At 69.6% G+C, this 20,348-nt stretch carries 22 protein-coding genes and 1 pseudogene; 20 read left to right on the forward strand and 3 right to left on the reverse strand.

Features of this window, described 5'->3' with window-relative positions:
* From MFF26_RS23735 to MFF26_RS23765, 7 genes and pseudogenes are all read left to right on the forward strand, one after another.
* A pseudogene (locus tag MFF26_RS23735) lies at positions 1–101 on the forward strand (IS5/IS1182 family transposase); the annotation flags it as partial.
* Positions 102–813: 712 nt separating this feature from the next.
* On the forward strand, positions 814–1,275 hold the full coding sequence (ureE, locus tag MFF26_RS23740) for an urease accessory protein UreE (protein ID WP_238308745.1): 462 nt from the start codon (positions 814–816) through the stop codon (positions 1,273–1,275).
* A 16-nt stretch (positions 1,276–1,291) separates the two neighbouring features.
* Complete coding sequence (locus tag MFF26_RS23745; protein WP_137829855.1) at positions 1,292–1,987, forward strand: urease accessory protein UreF; 696 nt, start codon at positions 1,292–1,294, stop codon at positions 1,985–1,987.
* Positions 1,988–2,000: 13 nt separating this feature from the next.
* Complete coding sequence (locus MFF26_RS23750; protein WP_137829854.1) at positions 2,001–2,696, forward strand: urease subunit gamma; 696 nt, start codon at positions 2,001–2,003, stop codon at positions 2,694–2,696.
* A 120-nt stretch (positions 2,697–2,816) separates the two neighbouring features.
* Positions 2,817–4,529 (forward strand): urease subunit alpha, encoded by a 1,713-nt coding sequence (gene ureC / locus MFF26_RS23755; protein ID WP_137829853.1) that lies wholly within the window; start codon positions 2,817–2,819, stop codon positions 4,527–4,529.
* The gene (gene ureG, locus MFF26_RS23760) at positions 4,526–5,173 is read left to right on the forward strand and encodes an urease accessory protein UreG (RefSeq protein WP_171015476.1); all 648 of its coding nucleotides are present in this window, start codon (positions 4,526–4,528) and stop codon (positions 5,171–5,173) included. The genes ureC and ureG overlap by 4 nt, the downstream gene beginning before the upstream one ends.
* A 5-nt stretch (positions 5,174–5,178) precedes the next feature.
* Positions 5,179–6,045, forward strand: coding sequence for an urease accessory protein UreD (locus MFF26_RS23765; RefSeq protein WP_137829851.1), 867 nt, complete (start codon positions 5,179–5,181; stop codon positions 6,043–6,045).
* A 175-nt stretch (positions 6,046–6,220) separates the two neighbouring features.
* On the opposite strand, the gene MFF26_RS23770 is transcribed toward MFF26_RS23765, so the two are convergent.
* Positions 6,221–7,141 carry a LysR family transcriptional regulator gene (locus tag MFF26_RS23770; protein WP_137829850.1) on the reverse strand — a complete coding sequence of 307 codons (921 nt, stop codon included), beginning with the start codon at positions 7,139–7,141 and terminating at the stop codon, positions 6,221–6,223.
* 96 nt (positions 7,142–7,237) lie between these two features.
* Between MFF26_RS23770 and MFF26_RS23775 the strand changes: the two genes are divergently transcribed.
* The 6 genes from MFF26_RS23775 to MFF26_RS23800 all read left to right on the forward strand — a co-directional run bounded on the left by MFF26_RS23775 (position 7,238) and on the right by MFF26_RS23800 (position 12,560).
* The gene (locus MFF26_RS23775) at positions 7,238–7,492 is read left to right on the forward strand and encodes a hypothetical protein (RefSeq protein ID WP_137829849.1); all 255 of its coding nucleotides are present in this window, start codon (positions 7,238–7,240) and stop codon (positions 7,490–7,492) included.
* 434 nt (positions 7,493–7,926) lie between these two features.
* Complete coding sequence (locus tag MFF26_RS23780; RefSeq protein WP_238308746.1) at positions 7,927–8,226, forward strand: c-type cytochrome; 300 nt, start codon at positions 7,927–7,929, stop codon at positions 8,224–8,226.
* A complete protein-coding gene (locus tag MFF26_RS23785) occupies positions 8,223–9,479 on the forward strand; it encodes an NAD(P)/FAD-dependent oxidoreductase (RefSeq protein ID WP_137829847.1) in 1,257 nt (418 codons plus the stop codon). The genes MFF26_RS23780 and MFF26_RS23785 overlap by 4 nt, the downstream gene beginning before the upstream one ends.
* 233 nt (positions 9,480–9,712) lie before the next feature.
* The gene (locus tag MFF26_RS23790; RefSeq protein ID WP_137829846.1) at positions 9,713–10,003 is read left to right on the forward strand and encodes a hypothetical protein; all 291 of its coding nucleotides are present in this window, start codon (positions 9,713–9,715) and stop codon (positions 10,001–10,003) included.
* A 273-nt stretch (positions 10,004–10,276) separates the two neighbouring features.
* Entirely contained in the window at positions 10,277–11,773 is a 1,497-nt protein-coding gene (locus MFF26_RS23795) for a carboxypeptidase M32 (protein ID WP_137829845.1), read from the forward strand.
* Between the two features lie 160 nt (positions 11,774–11,933).
* A complete protein-coding gene (locus tag MFF26_RS23800) occupies positions 11,934–12,560 on the forward strand; it encodes a DNA-3-methyladenine glycosylase family protein (RefSeq protein WP_137829844.1) in 627 nt (208 codons plus the stop codon).
* Positions 12,561–12,566: 6 nt separating this feature from the next.
* On the opposite strand, the gene MFF26_RS23805 is transcribed toward MFF26_RS23800, so the two are convergent.
* Complete coding sequence (locus MFF26_RS23805; protein WP_137829843.1) at positions 12,567–12,821, reverse strand: hypothetical protein; 255 nt, start codon at positions 12,819–12,821, stop codon at positions 12,567–12,569.
* Positions 12,822–13,107: 286 nt separating this feature from the next.
* Between MFF26_RS23805 and MFF26_RS23810 the strand changes: the two genes are divergently transcribed.
* The 7 genes from MFF26_RS23810 to MFF26_RS23840 all read left to right on the forward strand — a co-directional run bounded on the left by MFF26_RS23810 (position 13,108) and on the right by MFF26_RS23840 (position 18,879).
* A complete protein-coding gene (locus MFF26_RS23810) occupies positions 13,108–13,335 on the forward strand; it encodes a hypothetical protein (protein WP_137829842.1) in 228 nt (75 codons plus the stop codon).
* Positions 13,336–13,608: 273 nt separating this feature from the next.
* Complete coding sequence (locus MFF26_RS23815; protein ID WP_137829841.1) at positions 13,609–14,853, forward strand: Hsp70 family protein; 1,245 nt, start codon at positions 13,609–13,611, stop codon at positions 14,851–14,853.
* A gap of 83 nt (positions 14,854–14,936) precedes the next feature.
* Complete coding sequence (locus tag MFF26_RS23820; protein ID WP_137829840.1) at positions 14,937–15,230, forward strand: hypothetical protein; 294 nt, start codon at positions 14,937–14,939, stop codon at positions 15,228–15,230.
* 80 nt (positions 15,231–15,310) lie between these two features.
* Entirely contained in the window at positions 15,311–16,714 is a 1,404-nt protein-coding gene (locus tag MFF26_RS23825; protein ID WP_137829839.1) for an RluA family pseudouridine synthase, read from the forward strand.
* A 224-nt stretch (positions 16,715–16,938) separates the two neighbouring features.
* Entirely contained in the window at positions 16,939–17,322 is a 384-nt protein-coding gene (locus tag MFF26_RS23830; RefSeq protein ID WP_137829838.1) for a serine/threonine protein kinase, read from the forward strand.
* A 16-nt stretch (positions 17,323–17,338) separates the two neighbouring features.
* Positions 17,339–18,040: an HAD-IA family hydrolase gene (locus MFF26_RS23835; protein WP_137829837.1), complete on the forward strand. Its 702-nt coding sequence runs from the start codon at positions 17,339–17,341 to the stop codon at positions 18,038–18,040.
* A gap of 38 nt (positions 18,041–18,078) precedes the next feature.
* Entirely contained in the window at positions 18,079–18,879 is an 801-nt protein-coding gene (locus tag MFF26_RS23840; protein ID WP_137829836.1) for an ATP12 family chaperone protein, read from the forward strand.
* 201 nt (positions 18,880–19,080) lie between these two features.
* On the opposite strand, the gene MFF26_RS23845 is transcribed toward MFF26_RS23840, so the two are convergent.
* On the reverse strand, positions 19,081–20,235 hold the full coding sequence (locus MFF26_RS23845; protein WP_210236205.1) for a 2OG-Fe(II) oxygenase: 1,155 nt from the start codon (positions 20,233–20,235) through the stop codon (positions 19,081–19,083).
* Positions 20,236–20,348: the final 113 nt, after the last annotated feature.

Here is a 20,348-nt window from a genome sequence, read left to right on the forward strand (position 1 = left end):
AGGACTACGAGCGATATGCAAGCACATTGGCAGACCTGCACCTCGTCGCCTTTGTCTGCCTCATGCTCAGGAAGGCTGCCCTACTCGCTTGCGGTCCATAACAGCCTCTAGTTCGTCTCGGGTGCGGTCTGCTTAGCTTGGATCGGCGGCCGGCCAGTGGGATCGCACCTGGGGACAACGGCCTCCGGCAGGTGCAGCCGTCCTGAACTCAGCTCTCTCGCAGGTTGAGGTATCCTCAAAGCATCCGAATGTCGTCGGAGATGCAGCTCTTCGACGAGAAGGGGGGCCGCTTGGCGTAATCTGCAACCGTTCCTCGGGCTTCCACCTTTTAGCGCCGAGATGGTCGCGTCGTCGGTGCCGAGGGAGCCCGTCACGGTTGGTCCGGGACTTGCTGCCTTCCCGTCGCGGCAAGGGACCGCTGAGGAAGATCTGTCGGCCGATGAAGCGTTTCACCGCGATCCTGTGCGCCGCTTTGCGGTCCCACCGCCCCGATACTGTCGCCGCAGTGATCCCTGGGCGAGACCGCTAGCTTCGCACTCGGGCGGTGCACCCACGGATATCGACACCCATTGCTTCGGGGCATGGTGTGGATGATCGGACATCGTCCTCGATCTGCCGCAGCGATTTTCCGGTCGCACAGGAAAGAAAAATCGGCCGCACTGCCTTGCAAGTTTCTCTTGAAGAAAACTATGTTCCTGCTGTTCGCAAGTTTCGGCGTTGGTTCCTAGCGGAACTGTCGCTCCGCGACGCCTTGAGCTGCGGGCGTTTCGTCCCGCTCCGCTCGATCCGCCACCGTACCGGAGCCGCCCAAGCATGCGGATGATCCAACAGATTTTGGGAAGCCGGCTCGACACGGGATTGGCCGACCGTCTGCACCATCTCGAACATCATGGTGTCGTCGATATCCTTCGGGTGGACGGCACCGACATGGCCCGGCGGCGCCTGCGTGCCGTGACGACTGGCGGCGAGGAGATCGCGCTCGCCCTGCCGCGGGATCAGGCCCTCTTCGATGGGGCAGTGCTGCTGCTGGAGGCCGATCGCGCCATCGTCGTCCGCGTCGGCGCCGAGCGCTGGCTGCGCCTCGAGCCATCGAGCCCGGCGGATGCCCTCGAACTCGGCTATCACGCGGGTAATCTGCATTGGCGCGTCCGCTTCGTCGACGGTGCGCTCCTCGTCGCCCTGGAAGGGCCGGTGGAGAGCTACCTCGTCCGGCTCGGCGCCCTGGTCGAGGACGGCCGCGTCCGTCACGCGATCCTCGATTCGGGCAGAGGCTGAGACGGTGATCGAACCGGTGCTCGCAGATCTCATCGCGCTGCAGCAGGGCGACACCGCTTTTCCGAGCGGCAGCTTCGCCTTCTCCAACGGCATCGAAGGCTTGGCCGCGCAGGAGCCGGGCTTCGGCGAGGTGGAACTGGCGCGCAATGTGTCGGCGGCGCTCGATTTCCGCTGGGCGGGCACCGACCGGGTCGCCCTGGTCCTCGCCCATCGGACGGGTGCGGACGATGCCGTTGCGTCGGAGCGCCTCTCGGCGATCGATGCAGCGGTAGAGGCAGCCTCGCTGTCCGAGCCGATGCGCACCGGCAGTCGCCGCAACGGCGCTTCGCTGCTCGCTGCGCATGCCCGCCTCGGCACGCCGGGCGCCGCCGCCTTGCGTGCCGCCGTGCGGACGGGAACGCTGTTCGGGCATCTCGCGACCGTGCAGGGGGCGCTGTGGCGTGCTCTGGGACTGTCCGAGGAACGGGCGGCGTCGGTCGCGGGCTACGCCTTCGCCAGCGGCCTGACCTCGGCCGCCGTCCGGCTCGGCCTCGTCGGCGCGATCGAGGCGCAGCGCGTGCTCTCGGGCGCGCTGCCCCGGATCGCCCGCATCCTCGAATATCCTGTCGACGATCCTCAGGACGAGGACATCGTCCTGACCGGTTTCACGCCGCTGATCGAGATCGCCGCCATGCGCCAAGCCCAGGCCGAACTGCGCCTGTTCGCGAATTGAGGAAGGGGCCGCGATGCTGCTCACGCCGACCGAACTCGAACGGCTCACGATCTTCACCGCGGCCGAACTCGCCCGCAAGCGCCGGGCGCGGGGGCTGAAGCTCAATTATCCGGAGGCGGTCGCCATCATCACCGACGAGATCCTGGAGGGCGCCCGCGACGGGCGTTCGGTGGCCGATCTGATCGGTTGGGGCTCGACCATCCTGACCACCGGCGACGTCATGGAGGGCATCGCCGCCATGATGCCGATCCTGCAGGTCGAATGCGTGTTCCCCGACGGCACGAAGCTCGTCACGGTCCACGAGCCGATCCGCCCGGCGGAAGGGGCCGAGCCCGACACGCTGGAACCCGGTGCGGTCCTGCCGGCAGAGGGCGAGATCGAGCTGGCAGCGGGCCGCCCACGGGTGACGATCGACGTGACGAATACCGGCGACCGGCCGGTGCAGATCGGCTCGCATTACCACTTCTTCGAGGTCAACCGCGCCCTCGACTTCGAGCGCGCCAAGGCTTTGGGCTTCCGTCTCGACATCCCCGCCGGCACGGCGGTGCGGTTCGAGCCGGGCCAGCGCAAGACGGTCACGCTCACCGGCTTCGGCGGGAACAAGGAACTGACCGGTTTGAACAATCTGACGCAGGGCAAGCTCGACTCGGATGCCGCCCGCGCCGATGCGCTGGCGCGTGCCAGGGCACGCGGCTTCAAGGGCGCATGAGCGCCCGTTCGAGATCGAACCGCGGCGATGCTGCGACGAGCCCATCAAACGGCCTCTCAGGATGAGGGGATGTGTTGGGATGAGCCCGTCGGACAGGTCTTGAGGGAAAGTCACGGAAGAATGGTCACGATCCCCCGGCGCGACTACGCCGCCCTCTACGGCCCCACCACCGGCGACGGCGTGCGGCTGGCCGACACCTCCCTCGTCGCCGTGGTCGAGCACGACCACGCGGTCTACGGCGACGAGTGCCTGCACGGCGGCGGCAAGACTCTCCGGGATGGCATCGGGCTGGCGCCCGGCGTCACCGCGGCGCAGGGCGCCCTCGATTTCCTGCTCTGCAACGTCCTGGTGATCGACCCGGTGCTGGGCATCGTGAAGGGCGATCTCGGCATCAAGGACGGGCGCATCGTGGCCCTCGGCAAAGCCGGCAACCCGGCGATCATGGACGGGGTCGATCCACGCCTGATCGTGTCGGCGGGCACCACGGTGCGCGATTGCGAGGGGCTGATCGCCACCCCCGGTGCCATCGACGTGCACGTGCATTTCGATTCCGCCGGCCTGCCCGACCATGCCATCGCGTCGGGCATCACGACTCTGCTCGGCGGCTCGCTCGGACCGATCACGGTGGGGATCGATTCCGGCGGGCCATTCAACACCGGCAAGATGCTTCAGGCGGCCGAGGCTTGGCCGGTCAATTTCGGTTTTCTGGGCAGGGGCAACACCCACAGGCCCGCCGCGCTCAAGGAGCAGCTCGAGACCGGCGTGCTCGGCCTCAAGATCCACGAGGATTGGGGGGCGATGCCGGCGGCGATCGATTCGTGCCTCGCCTTCGCCGACGAGCACGATTTCCAAGTCCAGCTCCACACCGACACGCTCAACGAATCAGGTTTCGTCGAGGACACCATCGCGGCCATCGGCGGGCGCACGATCCACATGTACCACACGGAAGGCGCCGGCGGCGGCCACGCGCCGGACATCATCCGTGTGGCGGGCCTGCCCCATTGTCTGCCCTCGTCGACGAACCCGACCAATCCCTACACGGTCAACACCTTCGACGAACACCTCGACATGACGATGGTGTGCCATCACCTGAATCCGGCGCTCCCGGAGGACGTGGCCTTCGCCGAGAGCCGCATCCGCGCGCAGACCATCGCGGCCGAGGACGTGCTGCACGATATCGGAGCCATCTCCATGCTGGGCTCCGACAGCCAGGGCATGGGGCGCATCCACGAGGTGATCTGCCGGACGTGGCAGCTCGCCTCCAAGATGAAGGACCAGCGCGGGGCCCTGCCCGAGGAGAAGCCGGGCTTCGGCGACAATGCCCGGATCAAGCGCTACATCGCGAAGTACACGATCAACGCGGCGCGCACTTTCGGAATCGACGCGCATATCGGCTCGCTGGAACCCGGCAAGATGGCCGATATCGTGGTCTGGCGCCCGGCCTTCTTCGGCATCAAGCCGGAGCTCGTGATCAAGGGCGGGTTCATCGCCTGGGGCGCCATGGGTGATTCCGCGGCCTCCCTGATGACCTGCGAGCCGATGCTGATGCGCCCGCAATGGGGTGCCTTCGGGCTGGCCAAGCAGGGGCTCTCCGCCTGCTTCGTCCATCCGCTGGCGATCGAAGGCGGGCTTCGTGAGAATTTGGGACTGCGTAAGAGCCTGTTGCCGGCCCGCGGCACCCGCACGCTGACCAAGGCGGACATGCTCTGGAACGACCTGTGCCCGGAAATCCGGGTCGATCCGCAGACCTTCGAAGTCTTCGTCAACGGCGAACTCGCCACCTGCGAGCCTGCCCGCACCCTGCCCCTGGCCCAACGCTACATGCTGCGATGAACGCTCCCGTGACCGAACTCCCGACTCCCCTGCCCGCCACCGCCGCCCGGATCGGCATCGGCGGCCCGGTCGGCTCCGGCAAGACGGCCCTGATCGAGCGGCTGATTCCCGAACTTCAGGGGCGCGGCGTCGATCTCGCGGTCGTCACCAACGATCTCGTCACGAAGGAGGACGCCGAGCGGCTGCGCCGCTCCGGTCTGATCGATCCGGCACGGGTCGAGGCGGTCGAGGCCGGCGCCTGCCCGCACACCGTCATCCGCGAAGACCCGACGCTTAACATCGCGGCCGGCGACGATCTGGAAGGGAAGTTCCAGGGCCTCCAACTGCTGATCTTCGAGTCCGGCGGCGACAACCTCGCCTCGACCTTCTCCCTCGATCTCGTCGATTGGTGGATCTTCGTGATCGATGTGGCGGGCGGGGACGACATCCCCCGCAAGCGCGGTCCCGGCGTGCTGCGCTGCGATCTGCTCGTGGTCAACAAGACCGACCTCGCGCCCCATGTCGGCGTCGATCTGCCCGGCATGCTCGCCGAGGCGCGGCGCGCGCGCGGCGACAAGCCGGTGGCGGCCACCAATGCCCGCTCCGGTGAAGGTGTGGCGGCGGTCGCCGACGCCATCTGCCGCGCCGTGCTGTTCACGCCCTGACCGTCATGTCGTCCCTCGCTGCCCGCGCCTCGGGAGAGGTCTCGTTGGAGACGGTCGGACGCCGCGCCGAGGCGCGCCTCGTCTTCGCCCGGGGCGGGGGCGCCACGGTGCTGACGCGCCAGCATGTGCCCTACCCGTTCCACGTCACGCGGGTGTTTCGCCTCCATCCCGAGGCGCCCGATCTCGCTTCGCTCTACCTGCAATCAGCTTCGGGCGGCCTCTACCGATCCGACCATCTCAGCCTCGCCATCGAGGCGCGGCCGGGCGCGCGGGCCTTCGTCACGACCCAGGCCGGCACCGTCGTCCATCGCGGCGGGCCGCTGCCGACGCGTCAGGAGACGCGGGTGGGGATCGGCACGGATGCCTTCCTGGCCTACACGCCCGACCCGCTGATCCTGTTTCCCGGCGCGCATCTGAACGTGACGACGGAGATCGAGGCGGCGCCGGGTGCCCGCGCCATCCTCACGGAGGGGGTCGCCTGCCACGATCCCACCGGCCGCGATCTGCCCTTCGATCGCCTCTCCATGAGCCTGCGCATCGCCGACCCGGCCGGGCGCACGCTGGTGCGCGAGCGGAGCGCGCTGGACGGCGAGGCTTTCACGGCGGCGGCCTCGCCGCTGGGGCGCCACCGTGCCTACGGGACCATGATCTTGCTCGCGCCGGCCGAGATCCTGCCCGCCCCTCGCCTGCTTCAGGCCGAAGCCGACGCGTTCGGCTGTCTCGCCGGGGCGAGCCCGCTCCCGAACGGTGCCGGTTTGGGGCTCCGTCTCCTCGCCTCCGATGGCGGTCGGCTCTCGGCTGGGCTGGAAGCGCTCGCCCGCCTCGCCTTCCGGGCCCTGAGCGGCTGCGAGCCGTCCCGGCGGCGCAAGTGAACGACGCGGCCGTTTTCGTGTGGGTGCTCGAACGAGCCCGAGGAAGGACGCGCCGACCGCGCGCGAACGGGGCGAACGCGGCGGCCGGCGCGCTCGCGGTCGGGAGCCGGGACGGCTCGACCGCCGCGATGGGGGAAACGGTCTGACCGAGAGGTGAGAGGTCCGACCTCAAACATCAAGTCGCGCGGCGCAGCATCACGATGGTTTCGCGCAGCCAGCGCTGGCTCGGCACGTCGTCGTTGGAGGCGTGCCAGATCATCGAGATCGACACGTCGGGCAGATCGACCGGCGCCGGGCTGACCGTAAGCCCCATGCTGTCGGCGAAGAAGCGGGCCAGCCGCGAATGCATCGTGGCGATGACCGGCGCCTGCCGGACCACGAAGGGCATCACGGCGAACCGCGGCGAGGTCAGCGCGATGACGCGCTTGCGGCCGATCTTGGCGAGGGCGTCGTCCACGACCCCGTGCGCGCTCTCCACCAAGCTGGTGAGCAGGTGCGGGAAGCGCAGGTAGTCGTCGAGGGAGATCGGCGGGGTCAGGCCGACGAGATCGGCGTTGAACAGGCAGAGATAGCTCTCCTTGTTCAGGATGCGGCGCTTGTGATGCGTCTGCCCCTGTTCGAACACGCCGATGCCGAGATCGACACGCCCGCTGTCGAGATCGTCGAGGATGCGGTTGCGGTCGACGGTGTGCAGCAGGAGCTTCACGCCCGGCGCCTTGGCCTGCAGATGCGCGATCAGGTTTGGCATCAGCAGCACCTCCGTCGAATCCGGAATGCCGAGGGTGAAGGTGATGTCCGCATTCGCCGGATCGAAGGCGGCGGGCGGCGCGGTGATCTGCTGGATCTGCGCCAGAACCGACTGCATTGGCTCGATCAGCGCCAGGGCCCGCGGCGTCGGCCGCATGCCGTCCGGCCCGCGAGTCAGTAGCTCATCCGAGAAGGTCGCGCGCAGGCGACCGAGGGCATGGCTCATCGCCGATTGACTGATCCCGATCCGTCCGGCGGCCCGCGTCACGCTGCGCTCCGTCAGCAGAGCGTCGAGGGCGACGAGCAGGTTCAGATCGAGGCGAGCAAGATGCACGTGATCGATGCGCATTATGAAATCAGCCCATTTGATTCATGGGGACCTACAAAGCACATTCCTCCTCACGAAGCGACGGGAAGCCCGCCGCCAAACGAAGAGGCTGAACCGATGTCCAAGCAGATCATCTCGCGCGCCGCCGCCGGCCTGGCGCTGACCGTTCTGACCACCACCGCCGTCCTGGCCCAGGAGCCGGTCGCCGTGAACGGCACCAAGACGGTCGGCGCCCTGACCTTCGAGACCCAGGGTCTGGCCACCGATACCGGCTCCGTGCACCGCCAGGGCGGCTACGCCCTCCCCGGTGCCGTCCAGTGGCTGAAGGTCCCGGCCGCCGACGAGCGCGTCAAGCAGGCCGCCGCGTTCTAAGGCCTCGGCCTCAACGGTGGCCGACAATTCAGAAGCGAAGCGCGGGCGCGCAGCGTCCAGAAACGTGAACGGCCACGGAGGCCGGGTCGAAGGTGCGCGTACATCCGGCGTCACCCAAACTCGGCATCGTGGCCGTGTCCGATCGAGCGACAGGGTCGCGACCGGCGTGAACACAAAGTGGGGGCAACACGGTTAACAATCAATGAGCGCCGCCGCCGATGGCGGACGGCGGGAAGGTCGCAGCAGGGCGCCACTTGATTCTGGTCCCAACACACGCGAGCAAACTCAGACCGCTCGGGATCGAAGGGACGCCCGATGAGACTCTCGGGTTGCGCGTTGCTGGCTCGCAAGGCGAAGTGTCGCCGCCATGACCGCCGCCGTCACGGCTGCGGCCGATCATGAAATGTCTGGCATGCAGGGCCAAGGCGGCTCTCATGACGGCTCTGGCGACGTCCGGCTTGATCCTCCTTGCGGCGAACCGTGCTTCGGCCGAACCGCTGGCGCCCGGTGCCGCGTCCTGCCTTGCCTGCCATGAGAATCGCGTCGGTGCGACGACATCAGGGTTTCCCACTCTCGGGACGCTGTCGGCGCAGCAGATCGAGGCAGCCCTGGCGGCCTATCGGAGCGGCAGACGCGACGGCACGGTGATGCCGCGCATCGCCAAGGGCTTTTCCGACATCGAGGCTCGCGCAATCGCGGAGTCGCTCGCCCGCCCGGAAGCGGCGCCCCGATGAGCGTCATCACCACCCGCCGCGGATTGCTGACCGGCCTGACCGCCCTCTCCCTGGCCGCTCCGGCGCTTGCCCGCACGCCGTCGCACGTGGTCGTCGTCGGCGGCGGCTTCGGGGGCGTCGCCGTGGCCCGCGCGCTCGTCCGGAACGGGCTCGCCGTGACGCTGGTCGAGCCGTCCCCGCGTTACGTCACCTGCCCGTCGAGCAACGCCGTGATTGCCGGGCTGATGCCGATCTCGGCCATCACCTTCGACTACGAGGGCGTGAGGCGGTCAGGCGTCTCGGTCGTCCACGACACCGTCGTGGCCATCGAACCGGATGCGCGCCGGGTCGCGTTGGCGGGGGGGCAGCACCTCGCCTACGACCGCCTCGTCGTCTCGGCGGGGATCGGGCTGCGTTTCGATGCAATCCCCGGCTACGACGAGGCAGCGAGCGCCACGATCCCGCATGCCTGGAAGGCGGGCGCGCAGACCGCCCTTCTGGCCCGGCAATTGGACGCCATGGAGGATGGCGGGCTCGTCGCGCTGACGGTGCCGGCCCTGCCCTATCGCTGCCCGCCGGGTCCCTACGAGCGCGCCAGCCTGATCGCGCATTACCTGAAGACACGGAAGCCGCGTTCCAAGGTCATCATCCTCGACGCCAAGGACAGCTTCTCCAAGCAGCCGCTGTTTCAGTCCGCCTGGACCAAGCTCTATCCCGACCATCTCGAATGGGTGCCCCTGGCAAAAGGCGGCCGGTTGGAGGCGGTCGATCCGACCGCCCGGACCTTGCGGGCGGAAGCGGGGTTGTTCCGTCCCGCGGTCCTCAACATGATTCCGCCGCAGACGGCGCCTGCCCTGTGTCGCGCCACCGGCCTGACGAACGTCTCCGGCTGGTGCCCGGTCGATCCCATAACCTTCGAATCGACGCTCCGCCCCGGCCTCCACGTCATCGGGGATGCCGCAGCCGCCGGGGCCATGCCGAAATCGGCCTTCTCGGCCTACACCCAGGCACAGGTCTGCGCCCAGGCGGTCACGGATCTGCTCGCCGGCCGTGCGCCGGTCGAGCCGCGCCTGATCAATGTCTGCTACAGCCTCGCGGCACCCGAATACGGGTTCTCCATTTCCGGGGTCTACCAGCCCGAATGGGACCGGCTCGTGACCGTTCCCGGTTCGGACGGCCTGAGCCCGGAGGACGCGCCGCCGGATGTCCGGATGCGGGAGGCCGCGTTGGGACGAGCTTGGTACGACGGGATGATGCGTGCTCTGTTCGGTTAGAGCGCAGTCGGGCGAAGGCGAAGCTGGTTCGTCGTAAGGATGAGCGGCGAAGCAAACGGCGGGACATGAGTTCCAATCTACCGTGGCCGGGCCCAGCTCGAGGGGCTCGGTTCGGTGGCAACGCCCGGCCTGATCATCCTATGGTGCGCTGCGGCACAATGCGCCGTCGAAGCGTGGATATTTGCCGGCTGTCCTCCGTTGATGGGAAAATCATCGTCTCAGGATCAGTAATCATGAAAAAGTTCAGCCTCGCCCTCGTCGGAAGCTTGGCCCTCGCCTCGCCCTGTCTGGCGCAGACGGCCTATCCGTCGGCCCCGCCGGTGGTGATCGACGGCCCGGCGACGACGGGCACCATCACCAGCGGTCAGAACAACACCGGCGCTGACGCGAACGTGGTCGTTCCGTTCGGCTCGACCGGTGCCGATACCTTCCAGTCTGACTCGGCCGTCGGCGGCAACGCCAACCAGCCGGCACGGGCCGTTCCGCAGGGCAGCGGCGGCGGTGCCAGCGGCGGCAACAACTGATCTGCAACATATCGGGCGGACGAACGCGCCCGTGTCGCAATACGCCCCGCGCGGCTCGGCCCCCGCGGGGCGTCTTTCGTCGGGGACTGTATTCCTGACCGCGCGCCTCACCGCGGCTTCCGGTCGAGGAACGTGGTTTGATGCTGTGCGCGGGCCGCCGATCTCGGCGACACCGCCGCAGCCGGTTCGTTGCAAATGTCGGTGGCCACCCTCCGGGCCGATCCTCTACACCGCCCTCTTCAGCGAACCGATCGGACATTCCGGGGAGCCGCGATGCAGGCCTACACCACCCTCTCGGCGACCTTCGCCCGCCTGGGCGCGCTCGACGATGCCGGCGGCATCCTCGGTTGGGATACCCAGACGCAGATGCCCGACGGCGCCGCCGACACCCGCGGCGAGCAGATGGCGGTGCTCAAGGTCATCGCCCACGAGATCCTCACCGATCCGCGCACGTCCGAGCGGCTCGATGCGGCGGAGGCGGAGGCGGCAAGCCTCGGCCCCTGGGAGCGGGCGAACCTGCGCGAGATGCGCCGTGCCCATGTCCATGCGTCGGCGGTGCCGGGCGATCTCGTCGCCGCCGCCTCGAAGGCCGCGACCCGCTGTGAGATGGTCTGGCGCGAGGCGCGCGCCGATTCCGACTTCGCGCGGCTGCGCCCCCATCTCGCGGAGGTGCTGCATCTTCAGCGGCTCGTCGGCGAAGCCAAGGGGGCCGTCCTCGGCCTGTCTCCCTACGACGCCCTGCTTGACGGCTACGATCCGGGCATGCGTCAGGCCCGCATCGATCCGCTGTTCTCTGAGCTGCGCGCCGTCCTGCCCGATCTCGTCGGGGTGGTGCGCGAGCGGCAGGCCACTGAGGCGCCGCCGCTGCCCCTGCCCGGCCCTTTCCCCGTCTCGATTCAGCGGGAGCTGGGCCTCACGCTGATGCGGGCGGCCGGTTTCGACTTCAGCCGCGGGCGGCTCGACGTCAGCCTGCACCCGTTCTGCGGCGGTGCGACGGACGACGTGCGCATCACCACCCGCTACGACGAGGGGGCCGTGACCGGCGCCTTGATGGGCGTGCTGCACGAGACCGGCCACGCTCTCTACGAACAGGGCCGCCCGGCGGCGTGGCGACACCAGCCGGTCGGGCTTGCCCGCGGCATGAGCCTGCACGAGAGCCAGTCTCTGCTGATCGAGATGCAGGCCTGCCGTGGTCGGGAATTCTGCGCCTACCTCGCACCCGTCTTGCGCGAGGCTTTCAGTGGCGAGGGGGCGGCCTGGACGGCGGATAACCTGCACCGGCTCGCCACGCGGGTCGAGCCCGGCTTCATCCGGGTCGATGCCGACGAGGTGACCTACCCGGCCCATGTCCTGCTGCGCTACCGCCTCGAAACCGCGATGATCGCCGGCGACCTTGCGGTGGCTGACCTGCCCGGTGCCTTCGATGCTGGAATGAAGGATCTCCTCGGCCTGACCGTGCCGAGCGACCGGCTCGGCTGCCTGCAGGACATTCACTGGCCGGGCGGCAGCTTCGGCTATTTCCCGACCTACACTCTGGGGGCGCTGGCCGCCGCCCAACTTTTTGCCGCCGCCTGCACCGCTGTGCCGGACATCCGGCCGGGCCTTGCCCGCGGGGATTTCGCGCCGCTGCTCGGCTGGCTGCGTGAGAACGTTCACGCCCGCGCCAGCCTGCTCGAAACCGACGATCTCCTGGTCGCCGCCACCGGCCGACCGCTCGGCACGGCGGACTTTCTGGCGCATCTGCGGCGGCGCTATCTCGGCGACGCTTGAGGTCGGGGACTGGGCAACCCAATCAGGCGGATCCTCCTATCCCAGTTGGAGCGGGGATCTCGGCGGCACGGAGATCACGACTGATCGAGCGCACCGCGTCTCCCCATGCCGTGCCCGGCATCGCTTGGCGGGTTCGGCGGTTGTCCCGCCGGAGGCATTCATGCTCGATCCCGAGGTCTATCACCGGCTCCTGACCGATGCCGAAGCGACGAGTGCGCCGCTTCACGCCGCCATCGCGCGCATCGGCCCGATCGCCATCGCGCCGCCGATCCATGCGAGCGTGGCCGAGCGGCTCTTCGTCGAGATCGTCAACCAGCAGCTCTCGACCAAGGCCGCCTTCGCGATCTGGTCGCGGATCGAAGTCGCCGCGCAGGCCGAGGGGGCGACGCCCCGCGACCTGTTCGTGCCGGGTTACGAGGCTGTGCTGCGGACCTGCGGCGTCTCGGCCAACAAGGTGCGGGCCCTCCACGCCGTCCGCGAGGCCGAGGCGCGGGGATGCCTCGGGGCCGATCTCGGAACTCTGCCGCATGCGGAGCGCTCCGCCGTATTGTGCGGCATTCGCGGCGTCGGGCCCTGGACCGCCGACATGGTCGGCATCTTCCACTTCCTCGATCCCGACATTTGGCCGGTCGGCGATGTGGCGGCGGTGGGGGCTCTGCGCCATCTCACGGGGCGGGACGATACGACGGCCATCGCCGCACGCTTCGCACCCTACCGCTCGATTCTCGCCCGCTATCTCTGGCGCAGCCGCGACGCGGCGGCGCCCGCCACTGGGGTGGCGGCCTGAGGCAGGTCAGGCCCCGTCGAAGAAGGGGCGAAAATTCTCGAGCCAACCGCGCAGCCAGACTTCGAAACCGCGTTGCGCGCCCTCGGCGTCCTGTGCGTGACCCCAGGCTTCCTCCGCGAGCGGGCTCCACCAAGTCCACAGGCGATTCGAGCCGTCGAACTCGACGATGCCGACCTCGATGGCACCGGCTTGGCCGGTGAAGCGTTGCAGCGGCACCCCGGCGGAGCGGGTCTGTGTCCACGTGATTCGAGCGGAGGGCATATCGGGACAATGCGGCAGACCCCTTCTCGTTCGCTTTGCCGTATCGGCAGGGGATCTGTGTCCCGAATATGCTTGACCTTTGCGAACGACTCCGGCATCGGCGCGTTATCCGTGCAGTGCGCCGTGCGCCCGCTCTACGGTTCCATAGGAACGACCGAACCCCATGCCCGACGACAGTAGTCGATCGACCACGCCGCCTCTGGCCATCCGCGTGATCCGCGCCTGATCGTTCCGATCGGCTCGCCCGCGACCGGCCTTTGGCGGCTGGTCCGACCGGAGGTGAGCCATGACTGACTCCACCGTAACCACCCGGCGTGCCCGCTCCCGCGCGGCCCGCCCGAAGCGCAGCCGCCCGGCCGGTTTGGTCGTGGCGCTGATGATGGCGCTCGTCTTCGTGCCGGTCCTCGCCCTTCACGTCGTGGCCCTGACCGGGGCGACGCGGGAGGCCGACCGCCCGGCCGAACTCGCGACTGCGACCCAGAAGCCCCCGTCCGCAAAGAAGGTCCCGGGCTAGGATATTCAATCCGACGAGGCGGGGACCGCTTCGTCGGATTGCAACACGCATCAGCCATGGAAAGCCGTCGGCCTGATACCGTCGGCTCGGTGCGGCTCTCGGTCGATGCCGGCCGGCCCACCATAGGGCGAGGCGCCGCGCCGCATCGTCGGGGGCCGAATCGGGTGAATTTCACCCTCGCGACCCAGCCCCGCCCGACTTTAGGATTGCGCGCGCCGCCAGAGCGCCTTAACGGGGCCGCCCTCCCGGCAGACGAGAAGCGATCCCGTTCCCATGGCGGCCTGTGGCCTCGATTTTGGCACGTCCAACACCACCCTCGGCATCGGTTCCGGCGGCGTCCCGTCCCTGGTCCCTTTGGAGGGCGCGCATCGCACCCTCCCGAGCGCCATCTTCTTCGCCCCCGGCCGCGACGCCGAGATCGGTCGTGCCGCCATCGAGGCTTACGTCGAGGGCACGCCCGGTCGGCTGATGCGGGCGCTCAAATCCGTGCTCGGCTCCGCCCTCGTCGAGGAATCGACGCCGGTCGGACGCGAGCGCATCCGTTTCCGCGACGTCATTGCCCGCTACCTCACGGCAGTGAAGGCGCGGGCCGAGGCCGAGACTGGTCTGAGCCTGGACGCGGTGGTGCATGGTCGCCCGGTCCACTTCGTCGACGACGATCCGGCCGCCGACCGCAAGGCCGAGGACACGTTGCGACAGATCGCCGAGAGTATCGGCTTCCGTCATGTCCGCTTCCAGTTCGAACCCATCGCTGCCGCCCTCGATTACGAGCGCACGGTGACGGGCGAGGAAATCGCGCTCATCGCCGATATCGGCGGCGGTACCTCGGACTTTTCCATCGTCCGCCTCTCGCCCGAGCGGCACCGCCGCGAGGACCGTGCCGACGACATCCTCGCCAATGACGGCGTGCGCATCGGTGGCACCGATTTCGATCGGACTCTGAGCCTCGGCGCGGTGATGCCGCTCCTGGGGCTCGGCAGCCCGATGAAGCGGGGCGATCTGGCCGTGCCGAACGCCTATTTCCACGACCTCGCGACGTGGTCGAGCATCAACCGGCTCTACAACGCCAAGACCTTGCGGGAGATCGACGAGGTGGTGCGCGATGCCGCCCGGCCCGACCTCGTCACGCGCCTGCGCCGGGTGGTCGAGGCCGAGCGCGGGCATTCGCTGGCCATGGCGGTGGAGGGAGCCAAGATCGCGACCTCCGATTCCGGACAAGGCCAAGTCGATCTCGGCTGGGTCGAGCCGGACCTATCGGCCGGCGTCGATCGTCCGCGCCTTGCCGCCCATACCGAGGATCTCGCCCGGCGCATGGCGCAGCGGATCGGCCGCTGCCTCGACCAGGCCGGGCTCACGGCCGACCGGATCGATGCCCTGTTCCTGACCGGCGGTTCGACCGGGTTGCCGCATGTCCGCGCCGCGCTCACCGCGTCCGTGCCGGGCGCGCGGGTGGTGGATGGCGACACCTTCGGCTCGGTCGGTCTCGGGCTCACCCTGGAGGCGGCTCGCCTCGCATGAGGATGCGGGTCGGAACCGCCATGGCCTTTCAAGAGCTTCCCCTCGGAGGTTCGGCCCGCGTCGGGTGATCCGAGGACAGCCCGATGAACGCCCTTCCCTTCGCGCCGCGCCGCCGCGGAACCGCCCTTCTCAACGTTCTGCTGGGCCTCGCCTCCGGTGCGGCCTTCGCTCAGGCCGCAAGGGACGCGGCCGATGCCCGTGGCCATCGGACCGCTGGGGCCGGGACGGCGGGCGACACCTCCGGTCGTGAGGCCGGCGCCCCCGAGGCTTCCGGTCAGGCACCGGACCGGATCTCGGGTGGCGGCCGAACCGGCTTCGGCGTGAGCGGATCGGAAGGCGCCCGAACCTCTCCCGGCGGGCCCCGGACGGGCCTGTAACCGCCCTTTCGCGTCCACGGCAACGGCGGCCCGCGCCCATCCGGCTTTGCGCCGTCATCCCAGGATGATAGCAGCGGGCCATGAAGGGACGTCCTCCACATCGCGGCTCCGGCGGCAAACGCCCCCCCGGCGGGTCCAGGCCCGGCGGCAAGCCTGCTTTCGCATCGCGGCCGGGCACCGGCCCCCGCACCTCCGCCCTCGAGGCCGCCAAGCGCGCCGCCCGCAACCGCGGCGAGGACGCGGGCGAGCGCGCGCCCTGGGGCGACGCGGACGTCACCCCTGCCCCGCGACCGCCCCGAGCCCGCAAACCGGCTCCGGATCAGGCGGAGACGCCGCCGCCGCGGCGCCCGGCTCCCAAGGCTGCGACCCCCACGGCCGCGGCCTCCAAGCCATCGGCCCACAAGGCGCCCTCCCCCGACCGGAGCGGAGCGCCGCCAGTCGGCCCGACCCGGCGCGAGCAGCGCGCCGCCGCCTCGGCGACGCTGGCGAGCGGCGTGCAGACGCTGACCGTCGCTCCCGACGAGGCCGGGATGCGCATCGACCGCTTTCTCAGCGTGCGTTTTCCCCAGCTTCCGTTCACCCGCGTCCAGAGCCTCGTGCGAAAGGGCGAATTGCGGGTCGATGGCAAGCGCGCCAAGGCCGCCGACCGGCTGGAGCCGGGCTCGTCGGTGCGGGTGCCGCCGCTCAAGCTCGATCCGCAGCCCGATCGCCCGCGCAGCCCCGCCAAGGCCGCCAACGATGCCGAGTTCCTGCGTTCGCTGATCCTCTACGAGGACGCGGACATGATGATCCTCAACAAGCCGTTCGGCCTCGCGGTGCAGGGCGGCTCGGGCACCGTGCGCCACGTCGATGGCCTGCTCGAAGCCCTGACCGGACCGGACGGACAGCGCCCGCGCCTCGTTCATCGCCTCGACAAGGACACGGCGGGCTGTCTCATCGTCGCCAAGACCCGGCTCGCCGCCGCCACCCTCGCCAAGAGCTTCCGCTCGCGGGCGGCGCGCAAGATCTACTGGGCGCTGGTCGCCGGCGTGCCGCGCACCCGGCAGGGCCGGGTCTCGACCTACCTCGCCAAGGACGAGCCGACCGATGCGGATGCCCGCATGCGGGTCGCCAAGCACGGCGACGAGGGTGCGAGCCACGCGCTGACTTACTACGCCACCGTCGACCAGGCGGCGCAGAAGCTGGCTTGGCTCTCGCTGAAGCCCGTGACCGGCCGCACCCACCAGCTGCGCGCGCACGCCGCCCATATCGGCCACCCCATCGTCGGTGATCCGAAGTATTTTGAGGTGGAGAACTGGGAGTTGCCCGGCGGCATCCAGAATCGCCTGCACCTGCTCGCCCGCCGGATCGTGATCCCGCATCCGCGCACCGGCCAGCCGGTCGATGTCAGCGCCCCGCTGCCGCCGCACATGGCTCAGAGCTGGAATCTCCTGGGATTCGACGCCGCCCGCTACGACCCGATCGTCGAGGCGCCGGAGGCCTGAGGCACCCGCCCCGCCTTGGACGACGGCACGGAACGGCGCCGCCACGCCGTCGGTCGAAGCGGCGCGCGGCATCGCGCTCGGTACACCGGGAGGGAAACGTCGCCGATGCCGCGTGGACGGGTGCGCGGCGAGATGATTGTATCGGTCGGAACGGGAGTTTGGGGAAGACGATGCTGCCTTGCCCGCCTGTGCCGCCGTCGCGGCCGCATCGAGGTCAGATACGCATGAGGCTGCCCACGCTGATGTCCATCGCGCTCGCCGCCCTGCTCTGCGGTGCGGCGGTGCCGGCCCAAGCGGCACCGCCCGAACGCAGCCCCGCCGATCGGGCGCCTGCCGAGCGAGCCGGCGGCGAGCGTGTTCCCGGTGAGCGCAATCCCGGCGAGCGCCCATCCACGGAACGTGCGCCTGCCGCCGCGCCGCCCACGACCGCCGCCGCCGCGGCGGTACGGCCGGGTGAGCGGCGGCGTCGCACCTCCTACGCCGCCTGCAATCGCGAATCGCATCGCCGCAACCTTTACGGGGGCGCCCGCCGCCGCTTCCTCATTCGGTGCCGCCTCGGTTACGAGCGGCGCCCCGGCCCCGCCGCCGGACCGGCGCGCCGGCCGTGATGGGGCGGTCGCGAACGTGGTGAAGCTCGTCGTCTTCGACGTCGATGGCACCCTCATCGATAGTCAGCACCTCATCGTCGAGGCGCAGAGGCGCGCCTTCTCGGAGCACGGCATGGTGCCGCCGCCGCGCAAGGAAGCCTTGTCGGTGGTCGGTCTGTCGCTGCCCGACGCCTTCCGACGACTCGTCGGCGAGGCCGGTCCGATCGAGACGCTGTCACTGAGCTATCGCCGGGCCTTCCAGGCGCTTCGGGTCGATCCCGATTACGAGGAGCCGCTTTTCCCCGGCATGGGCGCCTTGATCGCCCGCCTGCGGGAGCGCGCCGACATCCGTCTCGGCATCGCCACCGGCAAGTCGCGGCGCGGGGTCGATCATCTCGTGGACCTGTACGGTTGGGAGGGGTGGTTCACCACGATCCAGACCGCCGACGATGCGCCGTCCAAGCCCGATCCGACGATGCTGCGCCAAGCCATGGCCGAGGCGGAGGCTTCGCCCGCCATGACCGTGATGATCGGCGACACCACCTTCGACATGCTGATGGCGCGGGACGCGGGCGCGGCGGCCGTGGGCGTCTCCTGGGGCTACCATGCGCCGGGTGCCCTGTTCGGCGCGGGGGCGGTCACGGTGGTCGATACGGCGGAGGCGCTCGGTGACCTCTTCTCCGGTCCCCTCGACGAGTCCGAGACCGCCCCGGTGACGGAACGTCTCGGTCTGCGCTGAGGCTCGCGCGGACGGCCGAAACACCCTATCTGCGGACCATGAGCACGACCGACGACGATGTGACCCGCGACTGGCTCGGTGAACCCGGCGACGCTTCCCCTCCCGATCCCGTGCGGGCGGCCCGCGCCAACACCGCCCCACCCCTGCCGAAGCGCTTCTACAAGGAAGCCGGCCTCGCCGCGGTGGAGGGGGGGCATCGCCTCGTCCTCGACGGGCGCGGGGCCAACACGCCGGGCCGACGCCCGCTCGCGGTGCCGAGCGAGGCGCTGGGCCGGGCGCTCGCCGCAGAATGGGCGGCGCAGGGCGAGGTGATCGACCCGCGCACGATGCCGCTGACCCGCCTCGTCAACACGGCGATCGACGGCGTTGCGGATCGGCGGCCCGAGGTCGCCGCCGATCTCGGGGCCTTCGCCGCCACCGATCTGATCGCCTACCGCGCCGATTCTCCAGAGCGGCTCGTCGCCGAGCAATCGGCGGCCTGGGACCCGCTGGTCGCCTGGGCGGGCGACGTTTTGGGCGCGCGCCTGTTCCTCGCCGAGGGCGTGATGCATGTCGCGCAGCCGGAGGCGTCCGTTGCGGCCCTGCGCGCGGCGGTCGAGGCGGTGGAGGATCCCTTCCGTCTCGCGGCGCTCCACACGCTGACGACGCTTACCGGCTCGCTGGTGATCGGGCTCGCCGTTCTTCGCGGGCGTCTTTCCCCCGACGCGGCCTGGGCGGCCGCGCATGTGGACGAGACCTATCAGGCGAGCGTCTGGGGGCCGGACGAAGAGGCGGCGGCACGGCTGGCCCATCGCAAGGCGGAGTTCGATGCGGCGGCGACCGTGGCGGAGTTGCGCTGAAGCGCCGTCGCCGGATTCTGGCGCGAGGCCGCCGCGCCGGGCGTCACGCATCGCTCCCGACCAGAGGCGATCGCTCGGCTTGGCCGGGGCGGCATGGCCGCAATGCCGGGAAGATCTGAACAGCGGCATCGCTCGTCGGTAGGCGGCCTCAGACCCTACCGACCGAGCCTCGGTCCTAGCGACAACCGGCGGCTGCGCCGTTCACGTCGTCGTATCGGCCCGGTATCCGCTTCCCTCGCCCACGAAACCGGCATTCGCCTCGCGCAGGCGCGCGGCGGCCTCGTCGTAGAGGAAGGGGAGGAAGGCGTAGCGGCGGCCGGCGGTGACCCGCGAGACCGCGTGGAGCAGCGCGCAGGGAAAGATCACCGCACCCCCGGGCGGGGCCTTGAAGCCGCGCTTGCCGTATTCCGGGAAACTGACCTCGCCGCCCTCGAAGGTATCGTTGAGGTTGATCGACACGGCGAAACGCCGGTGCGCGGTCCCGCGGGTGGTGTTGTCGCGATGCGCCCGAAAATGGCCGCCATCCTCCGCCGCGTAGCAGGAGACGATGTAACGCTCCATCCGGGTCGCGTCGAAATGGAAGATCTTCCTGATCTCGCTGGCGACGCGCCGCAGGATCCGGGACTGGATCGCTCCGACGAGTTGCGGATCTTCCACCGTCACGTCGCGGCGGCGCTTGTGCGCGGGGTCGTGAACCAATGCGGTCTTACCGTCGACCTCGCGCATGAAGCCCGATTCCTGACCGCCCTGACGCTCGTAGAGCGCGATCAGGTCGCGGCACAAAGCGGGTTCGAACACGTTCGGCAGCACGAGGATCGGCGGGGGAATCTCGAACCCGGCGAAGCGGTCGGGCGGCGGCAGGCGGGCGAGTTCGGCGAACAGGGTCTCGCGGTCGCTGCCGTCCGGTGCGAACGGAATGCGGGCGATGACCCGCAGCGTCGGATCGAGGACGAGCCAGAAAGGCCGGATTTCGAGACGGGACCCGATCACCGCCTCGCGGGAGACGGCGCCGTAGAGGCGCGACACCTGCCCGTCGAAATCCAGGAAATGGCGGATGCCCGGCAGGCTCTCGCGGAGGCGCCCCTCGCTGTGGTCCGCCGGATCGAGGCTGACACCGAAGAACGAGATCCGCTCGTCGTCGAACAGGGCTCGATTTCGCTCGATTGCCGCGAGCGCCGCTGCGCCCGATGCATGACCGGCCGAGCCGTAGAAGCCCAGCACCACGTAGCGCCCCGCCACCGTGTCGAAGATGTAGCGCGGATTGCTCGGACTGGCCTGCGCGAACCAGGGCGCCGGATCGCCGGGCGACAGGACGACGTAAGAGGCTGCCGGCTCGGCGGAGGCACTCATCGACATGGCCTGACGATCCTCCGCGAAACCCGACACCCCGATCTCGGGCGACACACCCGAATACATCGCCTCCGGATGCAACGACCGAATTCATGACATGCCGCGCCCGCACGCGCCAA

Origin of the sequence: Methylorubrum suomiense (assembly GCF_022179765.1) — a bacterium.
In the GTDB taxonomy this organism is placed as follows: Bacteria; Pseudomonadota; Alphaproteobacteria; order Rhizobiales; family Beijerinckiaceae; genus Methylobacterium; species Methylobacterium suomiense.